At 73.4% G+C, this 12,271-nt stretch carries 12 protein-coding genes; 6 read left to right on the top strand and 6 right to left on the bottom strand.

Annotated elements, in window-relative coordinates; translation table 11 throughout:
• Positions 1-23 precede the first annotated feature (23 nt).
• Positions 24-1,088, bottom strand: a complete 1,065-nt coding sequence (locus AC59HU_RS10880) for an aldo/keto reductase (RefSeq protein WP_497223402.1) — start codon at positions 1,086-1,088, stop codon at positions 24-26.
• Between the two features lie 181 nt (positions 1,089-1,269).
• Here AC59HU_RS10880 and AC59HU_RS10875 point away from each other — a divergent pair, with 181 nt between their 5' ends.
• Positions 1,270-1,461, top strand: a complete 192-nt coding sequence (locus tag AC59HU_RS10875) for a hypothetical protein (protein ID WP_497223401.1) — start codon at positions 1,270-1,272, stop codon at positions 1,459-1,461.
• A 55-nt stretch (positions 1,462-1,516) separates the two neighbouring features.
• On the opposite strand, the gene AC59HU_RS10870 is transcribed toward AC59HU_RS10875, so the two are convergent.
• Positions 1,517-2,410 carry an SDR family oxidoreductase gene (locus AC59HU_RS10870; protein WP_497223400.1) on the bottom strand — a complete coding sequence of 298 codons (894 nt, stop codon included), beginning with the start codon at positions 2,408-2,410 and terminating at the stop codon, positions 1,517-1,519.
• A gap of 126 nt (positions 2,411-2,536) precedes the next feature.
• On the opposite strand from AC59HU_RS10870, the gene AC59HU_RS10865 reads away from it, so the two are divergent.
• Positions 2,537-3,115 (top strand): TetR family transcriptional regulator, encoded by a 579-nt coding sequence (locus AC59HU_RS10865; protein WP_497223399.1) that lies wholly within the window; start codon positions 2,537-2,539, stop codon positions 3,113-3,115.
• 109 nt (positions 3,116-3,224) lie between these two features.
• On the opposite strand, the gene AC59HU_RS10860 is transcribed toward AC59HU_RS10865, so the two are convergent.
• From AC59HU_RS10860 to AC59HU_RS10845, 4 genes are all read right to left on the bottom strand, one after another.
• Positions 3,225-3,539 (bottom strand): DUF2510 domain-containing protein, encoded by a 315-nt coding sequence (locus AC59HU_RS10860; protein WP_497223398.1) that lies wholly within the window; start codon positions 3,537-3,539, stop codon positions 3,225-3,227.
• A gap of 123 nt (positions 3,540-3,662) precedes the next feature.
• Positions 3,663-5,378 carry an AMP-binding protein gene (locus tag AC59HU_RS10855; RefSeq protein ID WP_497223397.1) on the bottom strand — a complete coding sequence of 572 codons (1,716 nt, stop codon included), beginning with the start codon at positions 5,376-5,378 and terminating at the stop codon, positions 3,663-3,665.
• Positions 5,371-5,994: a TetR/AcrR family transcriptional regulator gene (locus AC59HU_RS10850; protein WP_497223396.1), complete on the bottom strand. Its 624-nt coding sequence runs from the start codon at positions 5,992-5,994 to the stop codon at positions 5,371-5,373. The genes AC59HU_RS10855 and AC59HU_RS10850 overlap by 8 nt, the downstream gene beginning before the upstream one ends.
• A 64-nt stretch (positions 5,995-6,058) precedes the next feature.
• Positions 6,059-8,068 (bottom strand): alpha-ketoacid dehydrogenase subunit alpha/beta, encoded by a 2,010-nt coding sequence (locus AC59HU_RS10845; protein WP_497223395.1) that lies wholly within the window; start codon positions 8,066-8,068, stop codon positions 6,059-6,061.
• 204 nt (positions 8,069-8,272) lie between these two features.
• Here AC59HU_RS10845 and AC59HU_RS10840 point away from each other — a divergent pair, with 204 nt between their 5' ends.
• From AC59HU_RS10840 to AC59HU_RS10825, 4 genes are read left to right on the top strand one after another with little or no spacing between them, the layout of a single operon-like run.
• Positions 8,273-9,199 carry an alpha/beta hydrolase gene (locus AC59HU_RS10840; RefSeq protein ID WP_497223394.1) on the top strand — a complete coding sequence of 309 codons (927 nt, stop codon included), beginning with the start codon at positions 8,273-8,275 and terminating at the stop codon, positions 9,197-9,199.
• A 1-nt stretch (position 9,200) separates the two neighbouring features.
• Positions 9,201-9,965, top strand: coding sequence for an SDR family oxidoreductase (locus tag AC59HU_RS10835; protein ID WP_497223393.1), 765 nt, complete (start codon positions 9,201-9,203; stop codon positions 9,963-9,965).
• Entirely contained in the window at positions 9,962-11,164 is a 1,203-nt protein-coding gene (locus tag AC59HU_RS10830; protein WP_497223392.1) for an acyl-CoA dehydrogenase family protein, read from the top strand. Before AC59HU_RS10835 ends, AC59HU_RS10830 begins: the two co-directional genes overlap by 4 nt.
• Positions 11,157-12,266 (top strand): phosphotransferase family protein, encoded by a 1,110-nt coding sequence (locus AC59HU_RS10825; protein ID WP_497223391.1) that lies wholly within the window; start codon positions 11,157-11,159, stop codon positions 12,264-12,266. The genes AC59HU_RS10830 and AC59HU_RS10825 overlap by 8 nt, the downstream gene beginning before the upstream one ends.
• Positions 12,267-12,271: the final 5 nt, after the last annotated feature.

Below are 12,271 nucleotides of genomic sequence, written 5' to 3'. Positions count from 1 at the left end.
GGCGAGGGGCGGGATGGGGTGCGTCAGGTCCAGGGGCGGGCGGCCCGGGCGGCCCAGTACTGCTCGGCGGGCTCGGCCACGGCGGCCAGGCGCTCCTCGGGCACCGCGGGCACGCGGGCCTGCACGGCGTCGCGCAGCTGGCGGCGGGTGACCGCTCCGCTCAGCACGATGTCGGCCCACGGATGCGCGACCGCCGCACCGATCGCGAGCCCCACGAGCGACTGCCCGTCGGCCTCGGCGACGGCGGCCGCCGCCCGGGCCCGCTGGTCTGCGGCGGCGGACGAGGCCGGGTCGGCGCCCGAGTCGGCGGAGGCGGAAGCGGAGACGGCCCGCGGCGTGAGGCGGCCGTTGGCCAGCACCTCCTTGACGACCACGAGCCACCGGGCGTCGTTGGCCCGCTCCAGGGCCGAGGCCGCCGAGGGCTCGAGCAGGTTCCAGGTCGACTGCACCGCCGAGAACGGCGAGTCGGGGAGCGCCAGTGCAGCGTCGATCACGGCCGCCTGCTCCGGACCGCTGGTCGAGAAGCCCACCCGCACGCCCTCCGCGGCCAGCCCCCGCAGCCGGTCGAGCAGCGCTCGGTCGCCGAGCGCGGGGCTGTCGGCGGTGAGGGAGTGGATCAGATAGACGTCCGGCGCCCCGCCGAGCGCCTCGAGCGTCTCGGGCCACTGGCGCTCGAGCAGTTCCAGACCGTGCTGCTTGCGTTCGTGGACCGGCGCATCCATCTGCCAGTCGCCGACGTACTCGTAGCCCCACTTCGAGCCGATCGTGAGCTCGTCCCGGCGGCCGGGATGCGCGGCGAGCCACGACCCGAGGAACTGCTCCGCCAGGCCGTACGACCGGGCGACGTCGACGTAGCGGATGCCCAGCCACCACGCGCCGTCCAGCAGGGCGTGGGCCTTCGCGCGCAGCGCCTCCACGGAGCGGTCGGCGCTGTCGCCCAGGTCGTCGTCGCGCCCGACGGTGATGTAGGCCGGGCGGCCGATGGCCGCGAGGCCGAGCCCCAGGCGGGAGGCGAGGCCGGTGTCGTCGGCGTCGGTGCCAGCGGAGGTGGCGCTGGCGGGGGTGTCGTGGTCGGTCGAGTCGTTCATCCCGTCCAGTCTCCCGCGTCGCGGCCGCTCGGGCCAGGGCCCTGAGCGACGCGGAACGTGGTCCCGACAGGGTCTGGACCGGGCGGGCGCGGGCTGGCTAGCCTGGGCTCACCCGCGCGGCGGAGACCCGTGGCGCGGACGTCATCCGACGCGGGCATCCGCACGACCAGAAGGTGGAACCATGGCCGATCTCGAAGTCCAGGCAGCTCTCTCCGAAGCCCGCAAGGCCGCCAGCGCGGCGAGCTACGACATCCAGAAACTGCCGGAGGACACGGTGGAGCGTCAGGCGCTGCACAACCTGCAGACGGCGATCGACTACCTGATCGAGGCGCTGTCGGTCGACGACGACACCGACGACGACAGCAGCGAGTAGCGGCGGTCGGCCGACGGGCGGCATCCGGCCCCGCCCGTCGGCCCCTTCCGTCGGCTCAGACCGAGTAGTAGCCGGCCCCGATGTCGGCGAGTAGCCCCGGGTGCGACGGCTGCCACCCGAGCCTCTCGCGGGTGAGCGCGCCCGAGGCGGGGATGTCGAGGGCGTAGAAGCGCGCGATCCAGCCGAAGTGGGCCGCGGCCTCCTCGGGGGCGATCGACCGGGTGGGCACGCCGAGGGCGCTGCCGAGCGCCTCGGCGATCTCGCGGGTTGGGATGCCCTGCTCGTCGACCGCGTGCACCGCGCCCGTCGCCGCCGGGTTCTCGAGGGCGAGGCTCACCAGCTGCGCCGCATCCGCCCGGTTGACCGCGGGCCACCGGTTGGCGCCGTCGCCGACGTAGCCCGCGATGCCGTGCCTCCGAGCGAGCCCCGCCAGCACGGCGACGAAGCCGTGGTCGCCCTCGCCGTGCACGCTCGGCGCGAACCGCAGGGCGACCGTGCGCACACCCTGGTCCGCGTACTCGGCGGCGAGCTGCTCTGCCCCGCCGCGCGCCGACTCGGGGCCGGAGTGTGGCGAGGCATCCTCCTCGGTCGCCACGCGGCCCGGCGCGACCAGCGCCAGTCCCGAGGCGAACAGGAGCGGTCGCCCGGAGCCGGCCAGCGCCCCGCCCATCGCCTCGATCGCCGCCCGCTCGGTGCCGCCGGAGGACTCGAGGTCGTCGAAGTCGTGCTTGAAGCCCAGGTGGATCACCCCGTCGGCGGCCGACGCCGCGGAGGCGAGCACGTCGAGGTCGTCGAGCCCACCCCGCACCGGGATCGCGCCCGCCCGCGTCAGTGCCTCGGCCGAGGCTTCCGAGCGCGCCAGCCCGGAGACCTCGTGCCCCGCGGCGAGGAGTTCGGCGGTGACCGCCGACCCGATGAATCCCGTGGCGCCGGTGACGAATACCCGCATGATCTCTCCTTCTCGCCCGACGAGTGCCGAGCATCCTGTCGGCGACACCATGTCAGCGACTGACATCACGGTAGCACGCGATGTCGGTCACTGTCATCACTGCGACCGCGCCGGTATGCTGGGGCGATGGCACGTTGGGAACCGGATGCGCGGGGCCGCCTCGCCAAGGCCGCCCTCGAGCTCTACCTCGAGCGCGGCTTCGAGGAGACGACCGTGCTCGACATCGCCGAGCGGTCCGGTGTCACCGAACGCACCTTCTTCCGCCACTTCGCCGACAAGCGCGAGGTGCTCTTCCTCAACTCGGCGGTGCTGCAGGATGCGGTGGTCACCTCGATCGCGGAGGCTCCGCCCGGGGGGTCGCCGTTCGACGTCGTCGGCCGGGCCCTCGTCGCCGGCGGCGAGAAGCTCGGCGTCTCGCGCGAGCACGCGCGGCTGCGCATGTCGGCGATCCGCCGCCACCCGAGCCTGCTCGAGCGCGAACTGCTGAAGCTCGCGACCCTGACGGCCGCGGCGTCGTCGGCCCTGCAGGAGCGCGGGGTCGCCGAGGCGACCGCGCGGCTCGTCGCCGACATCGCGGTGGGGGCGTTCTCGGTCGCGTTCGAGCGCTGGCTCGACGAGGAGGCGCCCGCCGGGCGGCCGCTCGACCTGCCGCAGACGATTGAGGCGACGCTGGCGGAGGTCAGGGAGCTCGTCGTCCCCGCCTGAGCCGGACCGACGGGATCGCGTTGGTTCGGATCGAATCGGATCGGGTCGGATCGGGTCGGGCCGGGTCGGGTCGGGCCGGGTCGCCGAACGCGGGCCCGGCGCGACCGGCTCAGGCCGAGGTGTCGGCCCGGTACACGTGCCGGCGCGGGCCGTTCTCGATCGGCTGCACCGAGGTGGTGGCGTACCGGTAGGCGCGGCCGTCGACCACCACCTCGAGCGGCACGACCGCCGAGGCGCGCACGGTCGTCACCACCGGGGGTGCGTCATCCGCGCGGAGTTCCAGGAGCACGCTCCGGAACCCCGAGTCCTGGGCCAGGAACGCGGTCCACGCGCTCCCGTCCCACCATCGGTCATTGCCTGTCTCATCGTCGTACCAGCCCGCCGGGGTCGCGGTGAAGGCGGTCTTCGGGTGCAGTCCGTCCATGACAGGTATTCGGATCGCCCCCGGAGCCGGTTCATCGGAGATCGCTGTCAAGCATCTGGGCAGAACCTGCGCACGACCGGGTCGAGAGTGCGAGAAGCGGCCGCGCCGAGGTCGAGCGCCGGCTCAGCCGCGTGTCTCCACGAGCCCGGCGGCCAGGGCGGCCGGCACCTCCTGCCGCAGCGCGAACTTCTGCACCTTGCCCGAGACGGTCCGCGGCAGGGTCTCGACCTTCCAGAGCAGTTCGGGATACTTCTGCCGCGCGATCGCCTGGCGGTCCAGGTGCGCCGTCAGCCCGGCCAGATCGACGTCCGACCCGGGGGCGAGCACCACGACCGCGCAGGCCCGCTCGCCCATCCGCGGGTCGGGCACGCCGATCATCGCGACATCCGACACCGCCGGGTGGGTGAGCAGGAGGTCCTCGACCTCTTTTGCGCTGATGTTCTCGCCCCCGCGCACGATCAGGTCCTTCCGGCGCCCGGTGATCGTGATGCGGCCGTCCGGGGCCAGGTCGGCGAGATCACCGGTGCGGAACCAGCCGTCCGGGGTGAAGGCCTCGACGTCGTCCTGCGGATCCAGGTAGCCCGCGAACAGCTCCGGCCCCCGCACCTCGAGCTCGCCGTCGGCGGCGAGCCGCGCCTCGGCCTCCCCGATCCGGTAGCCCTCCGAGGTGAAGCGCGCCGGGGCGTCGTCGTCGGGGCGCACGATGCACAGCGTCGGCATCTCGGTCGAGCCGTAGGTGCGTGCGACCCGGATGCCCAGGGCCCGATCGGCCTCCGCGACCAGGCTCGGCGGGATGTCGGCGCCGCCGCAGACGAAGGCGCGGAGGGACGACGGGGTACCGCGGCGGGCGTAGCACTCGGCGAGCCCGCGGAGGAACGGGGTCGCCGCGACGGTGAAGGCGCAGCGGTCGCGCTCGATCAGCGCGGTCGCGACCTCGGGGTCCCAGCGGTCCAGCAGCGAGACCGCGCCCCCGGTGACCACGGGGGTGAGGATGCCGTAGAGCAGCCCGGTGACGTGCGCGAGCGGCGAGGGCATGAAGACGGTGTCGCCGTCGAGGCCGAAGACCTCGCCGATCGAGGCGGCTTCGTAGAGCAGGCCGCGGTGGGAGTGCAGCACGCCCTTCGGCCGGCCGGTGGTGCCCGAGGTGAACATGAGCAGGGCGATGTCGTCGGGGAGGGCCGCGGCCCCAATGGTGGCCTCGGCCGGTCCGGGCGCTGCGGTGGCGTCGGCCGGCCTGGCCGCAGCGGGGGCCTCAGCCGGCCCGCCGCCGGATGCCGTGGGGGCGTCCACATCGACGGGCCCGCCCGCCAACACGGCGGCGAGATCGAGCACGACCGCGTCCGATCCGCTCGCCGTCACGGCCTCCCGCGCCTGCGCCACGAAATCCACCCCGCGACCCGGTGCCGCACCCGATGCAGGCGCCCCCGATCCGGTCGCCAGCACCACCCGCGGCCGGGCGCTCCCGAAGATCGTCTCGAGCTCCCGCCCCCGGTAGATCGTCGTGATCGGGTTGGCGATCGCTCCGGCGCCCCACACCCCGTGCATCGCGGCCACCGTCGACCACGCGTTCGGCAGCTGCATGCTCACCACGTCGCCGGCCCGCACCCCCGCCGCCACCAGGGCGATCCGGATGCGGTCGGCCGCGTCGGCGAGCTCGCGCCGCGTGAGCCGCGTCGCGCCGTCGACGACCAGGAGCGCCTGCGGGTCGGCGTCGACCGCCTCGGCCAGCAGCCGCGGGATCGTGGTGTCCCAGTGCGCGGCCGAGCCATAGACCGGCGCCGGTCGGCGGGCGGACCCGACGCCGCCCACGCCCCCCGCGCCCCCCGCGCGCTCAGGCACCGGTGCCCCGCTCCACGAAGGCGCGCGAGGCGACCCCGGTCATGAAGATGCCGAACAACTGCGCGGAGACCTCGTCGTGACTGAGCCGGCCGTCGGCCCGGTACCACTGGTAGGCCCAGTTGCACATCCCGAACAGGGCGAAGGAGGCGGTGCGGGGATCCTGCCACGCGATCGACCCCTCCTTCATGCCCTGCAGGATCGCACCCTCGACGAGCTCCTCGTACCGGTCGCGCTTGATCCGTGCCGAGGTCTGCAGCTCGGGCGGCAACTCGCGGAAGTACTCGAAGAACACCCGCACGTGCCCCGGCCGCTGGGCGATCAGCGAGACGATGTCGTGCATCACCCGGCGCACCACCTCCACCGGGTCCGTCGTCTCCCGGGCGGTCGCCTCGAACAGTGCGAGGAGCTCGTCGATCCACTCCTCGTGGATGGCGTGCAGGATGTCGTGCTTGGCGCGGAAGTAGTGGTACACGGTCGCCTTGGCGGTGCCCACCCGGTCGGCGATCGCCGCCGTGGTGGTGCGGTGGAACCCCAGCTCGTCGAACAGGGCGGCGGCGGCCTCGAGGATCTCGGCGCGGCGCAGTTCACCGGAGGTCGTGAGGGTGGACGTGCTCATCGATCGGTCTCCATCTCGCGAGAGGCCCGGGCGGGCGCTTTCCGTGGTTCTCATGCGGGCCGCCTCAGAACGGCTCGAGCGTCGCACGGATCGCCCGCTCGATGTCGTCGTGCTGCGGCAGCCACTCCGCCTCGAGCCCGGGGGCGTAGGGGGCGGGGGAGTAGCCGGCCCCGACCCGCCGGGGCGGACCGTCGAGGGCCCAGAACGCCTGGTCGACGACGGTCGAGACGATCTCCCCGCCCACGCCGAAGTCGGTGACGGCCTCGTGCACGACCACGAGCCGTGAGGTCTTCCGCACCGAGGCGAGCACGGTCTCGCGATCCCAGGGCGAGATCGTGCGGAGGTCGATCACCTCCGCGTCGATCCCCTCGGCGGCGAGTCGATCGGCCACCTCGAGGCACTCCAGCACCATCCGCGAGTAGCTGACGACGGTCACGTCCGTGCCGGCGCGGGCGATCCGGGCCTTCCCGATCGGCACGCGGTGCCCGGCGGGCGCCGGCAGGGAGCGGCGGCCGTAGAGGGTGCGGTTCTCGATGTAGACGACGGGATTGGGGTCGTCGATCGCGCTGCGGAGCAGGCCATAGGCATCCGCCGCCGTCGAGGGCATGACCACCGTGAGGCCGGGGATGTGGGCGAGCAGCGCCTCGAGGCTCTGCGAGTGCTGGCTGCCGGCGGATCGGCCGGCGCCGAACTGGGTGCGCACGGTCATCCCCAGGGTGGCCCGGCCGGCGGTCATGAAGTGCAGCTTCGCGGCTTGGTTCAACAGCTGATCGAAGGCCACCCCGATGAAGTCGAGGTACATGATCTCGACCACCGGATGCAGTCCCGCCATCGCCCCGCCGACGCCCAGGCCCAGCACCGCGGCCTCCGAGATCGGCGTGTCCAGCACCCGGCCGGGATGACGGGCCGCCAGCCCGCGGCTGACCGCGAAGACGCCGCCGCCCGCGGCGACGTCGATCCCGGCGAAGAAGGCGAGCGGATCGTCGGTCAGGGCATCGGCGAGGGCCGAGCGGATGCCGTCGATGTACTTGACCGGCGCGGCGGCCGGGTCGAGGGCGCCCTCGACGACCTCCGGCCGGGCGGCGGTCACGAAACGGCCGGCGTCGGCCGGGTCGGGCACGGGCGCCGACTTCGCGCGCTCGGCCGCCGCGGCCATCCGGGCGAAGGCGCCCTCGCGGAGCGCCGCGATCCGCTCGTCGGCCACCCCGAGGGCGCGCAACCTGTCCTCGGCCCGGGTGAGCGGATCGGTGGCGCGGGCGCGCCGGAGGTCGTCGGTGTCGCGGTACTGCTGCTGGTCGCCCTCGTAGTGGCCGTGCCAGCGGTCGGTCATCGCCTCGACGACGACGGGGCCGCCGCCGGACCTGACCCGCTCGACGACTCGGGCCATCCGCTCGGCGACGGCCCAGACGTCGGCGCCGTCGACCTCGAGGTACGGGATGCCGTAACCGGCCGCGCGCTCGCGCAGCGTCGCGGGGTGCCCGTCGGCCGCCGCGGTGAACTCGGCGAAGCCGTTGTTCTCGCAGAAGAAGATCACCGGCAGGCCCCAGAGCGCGGCGAGGTTGACCGCCTCGTGGAAGACGCCCTGGGCGACGGCGCCGTCGCCGAAGAAGGCGACCACGACGTCGTCGCCGCGGGTGCGGGCCGCATGGGCGGCGCCGACCGCGATCGGGAGCCCGGCTCCGACGATGCCGTTCGCGCCGAGGATGCCGATCGCGGGGTCGGCGATGTGCATCGACCCGCCGCGGCCGCCCACCGAGCCGGTCGCGCGCCCGAAGAGTTCGGCGAACATACCCTCCGGCTCCATCCCCTTCGCGAGGCAGTGGCCGTGGCCGCGGTGGTTGGAGGTGATCATGTCGCTCCGGCGCAGCGGGTGGCAGGCGCCGACCGCCGAGCCCTCCTGGCCGAGCGAGACGTGCACGAAGCCGGGGATCACGCCGTCGCGGTAGAGGTCGGAGGTCAACAGCTCGAAGGCCCTCACCCCGCAGACGGCCTCGAACAGCTCCTCGAGTTCGCCGACCGAGGGCTCGGGCAGCGCGGGGAGGGCGAGGGCGCCCGTCTCGATGATCGCCGTCATGCTCCGCTCCTTCGCGGTCGGTCGACCGGCCAGCGGGCCGGTTCTCAACGTGCTCAGCATAGCGACATCCGCGAGAATCCTGCATAATGGGCGACAGATTGACCGGCCGACCGGTCGGTTGTGACGCACGCTGGCCGTGCATCCCGTTCGACGCGTCCTGCGGGGCGCGTTCTGTTCACCGCATTTGATCGAAGGAGATCACCCGTGAGGCGAGACATCGAGTTCGTGAGCGAGGGCGACACCGTCCGCGGATGGCTGTTCACCCCCGACGAGGGCGAGGGCCCGTTCCCCACGGTCGTGATGGCCGGCGGCTGGTGCTACGTCAAGGAGATCGTGCAGCCCACCTACGCCGAGATGTTCGCGAAGAACGGAATCGCCGCCATCCTGTTCGACTACCGCAACTTCGGCGACAGCGACGGCGCCCGCCGCCAGCACATCGACCCGTGGATGCAGATCGCCGACTACCGGCACGCGATCGACTTCACCGAGACGCTCGACGAGGTCGACTCCAGCCGCATCGGCGTCTGGGGGCTGTCGTACAGCGGCGGCCACTCGCTGATCCTCGCCGCGACCGATTCGCGCATCAAGGCCGCCGTCTCGCAGATCCCGGTCGTCGAGGGCTACCTCAACATGCGGCTGGCCAACGGCACCGTCAACTTCCGCCGGCTCGAGAAGGCCATCCTCGACGCCCGCCGCACCCGCTTCGCCGGCGAGGGCGACACGATGGTGCCGCACTTCACCCTCGACACGGCGAACGAGATCTCGGCCTGGCCGTTCCCGGAGGGCTACGAGGTCTTCCACACCTTCCAGCAGAACGAGGCGCCGAACTACGACTTCGACGCCACGCTGGAATCCGTCGACCTGCTGATGTCCTACGACATCCGGCCGTTCCTGCACCGGATCGTCGACACCCCCACGTTGATGATCGTCGCCGAGAACGACGACATCACCCTGTGGGACGAGGCGATCGGCGCGTTCAACGCGATCCCCACCGCGAAGAAGCGGCTGGTCGTGATCGACAAGTCCGATCACCTCGCGCTGTACAGCAACCAGTCGCTTCTCATCCGCGCCGCCACCGCGGCGACCGACTGGTTCGTCGAACGGCTCGTGCCGGCCGGTCAGGTCGTCTGAGGTGGCCGCCGAGCCCTTCGACGGGGTCGCGCTGGTCACCGGCGGCAGCCGGGGGATCGGTCTCGCCGTCGCCCAGCGCCTCGTCGCCGACGGCGCCCGGGTCTGCATCACGGCCCGGCGCGCCGACGCGCTCGCCGAGGCCCTCGCCACCCTGCCGGCCGGGCGCGCGATCGCGGTCGCCGGCCGGGCGGAGGACCGGGAGCACCGGGCCGAGGTGCTCGACCGGGTGGCCGCGCAGTTCGGCCGGGTCGACGCCCTGGTCAACGTCGTCGGCATGAACCCGGTCTTCGGCCCGGTCGTCGACGTCGAGCTCGAGGTGGCGCGCAAGATCTTCGAGGTCAACGTGATCACGCCCCTGGCCTGGGTGCAGGAGCTGCTCGCCGACGAGCGGCTCGGCTTCGCGGTGAACGGCGGCTCGGTGGTGAACCTCTCCTCGGTGACAGGCCGTACGCCCTCCCCGGGTATCGGCCTCTACGGAGTCTCGAAGGCGGCCGTGGCCCATCTGACGAAGACGCTCGCGGTCGAGCTGGCGCCGGACATCCGGGTCAACGCGGTCTCGCCCGCCGTGGTGCGCACCGGCTTCTCCCGCGCGCTCTACGAGGGTAAGGAGCAGGAGGTGGAGTCGGCCTACCCGCTCGGCCGGCTCGGCGAACCCGCCGACGTCGCCGGCGCCGTGGCCTTCCTGGTCTCGCGCGACTCGGCCTGGATCACCGGCGAGGTGCTCACCGTCGACGGCGGCCTGATGGCGGCGGGAGGGGTCGCATGAGCGAGCGATCGGCCTCGACCGCGGCGGAGTCCGCGGCCGACCTTCAGGCGCTGGTCGAGCGGGTGCGCGTCTTCATCCGCGACGTGGTCATCCCCGCCGAGCCCGCCCCCGGGGTGCCGCTCGAGCCGGACGAGCTCGAACGGCTCCGGCGCGAGGCCCGCGCGGCCGGTGTCTACGCCCCGCACGGGCCGGTCGAGTACGGCGGGCTCGGCCTGCCGCTCACCGCGTGGTCGCCGGTCTTCCAGGCGGCGGGCTACTCGCCGATCGGCCCGAGCGTGCTCGGCTGCATGGCGCCGGACGAGGGCAACGCGCACCTGCTGGAGAAGATCGGCACACCGGAGCAGAAGGAGCGCTACCTCGGCCCGCTGGTCCGCGGCGAGGTGCGGTCGGCCTTCGCGATGACCGAGCCCCATCCGGGGGCGGGGTCGGATCCGGAGGCGCTCCTCACGACCGCGACCGAGGTCGACGGCGGCTGGCGGATCGACGGCGAGAAGCGCTACATCAGCGGCGCGGTCGGGGCCGGCTTCTTCATCGTCATGGCCAAGACCGCGGGCGGCGCGACCATGTTCCTGGTCGATGCCGACACACCGGGTCTCCGGCTCGGCCGCGACATCCGCACGACCGAGAACGCCATCGCCGGAGGCCACTCGCACGTGCACTTCGACGACTGCCGGGTCTCGGCCTCGGCCGTGCTGGGCGCCCCCGACGAGGGCTTCCGCTACGCGCAGGTGCGGCTCGGGCCGGCGCGACTCACGCACTGCATGCGCTGGCTGGGCCTCGCCCGGCGATCGCTCGACATCGCGCTCGACCGGGCGGACTCGCGCGAGCTCTTCGGCGCGCGGCTCGGCGACCTCGGCATCGCCCAGGCGCTGATCGCCGACTCGATGATCGACATCGAGGCCTCGGATGCCCTGATCACCTCGTGCGCGCAGGCCCTGGTCACCGACCCGCGCGAGGGCGCCCGGCTCTCCTCGATCGCGAAGGTGTTCTGCTCGGAGGCCATCGTGCGGGTGGTCGATCGCTCGATGCAGCTGTGCGGGGGCGACGGCGTCTCGTACGACCTGCCCCTGGTCTCCTACCTCGGGGAGGTGCGCCCGTTCCGCATCTACGACGGGGCGAACGAGACGCACCGGTGGGCGATCGCCCGCCGCGCCTCGTCGGCTCGCCGCCGGGCCAGGGCGGCGGTCGCGGATGAGTGACGCCGGACCACAACCGGCTCCAGGCCCGGCGCCCGGCCCTGCGACCGACCCGGCGCCCGGCCCGGCATCCCGCCCCGACCCGCTGCTGCCGCTCGACGTCGTCACCCGGTTCCTCGACGAGCACGGTATCGGCGAAGGCCCGGTGACGGCCGAGCGGATCGGCGACGGCCAGTCCAACCTCACCTACGCGCTCCGGCGCGGCCCGGAGACCGTGGTCCTCCGTCGCGGTCCGCGGCCGCCGCTCCCGCGCTCCACCCACGACATGGTGCGCGAGGCGCAGGTGCAGCGCTTCGTGGCCGGGCACGGGATACCGGTGCCGCGCATCCTCGCCGTCTGCCCCGACGAATCCCTGCTCGGGGTGCCGTTCTACCTGATGGAGCACCTCGACGGTGTCGTGATCACCGACGGCATCCCCGAGGCCCTCGACGCGCCCGCGGAGCGGCGACGCACGAGCGAGCAGCTGGTCGACCTGCTGGCCGCGCTCCACGCGGTGCCGGTCGACGGCGAGGATGCCGCGGGGCTCGGTCGCCCGGACGGCTACCTCGAGCGCCAGGTGTCCCGTTTCCGTCGGCTCTGGCCGACGGTCTCGGAGCGCGACCTGCCCCTGGTCGACGAACTCGCGGCGCGGCTCGAGCGGCGCATCCCGGTGCCCCAGCGCGCCTCGCTGATCCACGGCGACTACCGCCTGGGCAACCTCATGCTCGAGCGCGGGGCCCCGGCCCGGGTGCGCGCGCTGCTCGACTGGGAGATGTCGACCCTCGGCGATCCGCTCGCCGATGTCGGCTACCTGCTGGCGACCTACGCCGACGCGGATGCGCCCGCCTCGGTCATGCAGCTCACCCCGGTGACGAGCGAGCCCGGCTACCTCACCCGCCTGCAGCTGGCCGAGCGGTACGCGGCCGCCTCCGGCGCCGACCTGGCCGAGCTCGGCTGGTACGAGGCGCTGGCCCTGTGGAAGGCGGCCGTGTTCTGCGAGGCCATCCACACCCGGTGGCGGCACGGAGAGCGGCCGGGGGATGCGTTCGGACCGCGGCTGACCGAGGGGGTGCCCGAGCTGCTGATCGCGGCCGAGGCGGCCCTCGACCGGAAATCCGTGCAGTGAGAACA

Source organism: Herbiconiux sp. 320_LB, from assembly GCF_059691755.1.
The sequence above is the reverse complement of the archived record's forward strand: the minus strand, read 5'-3'. Positions and strand labels throughout refer to the sequence as shown.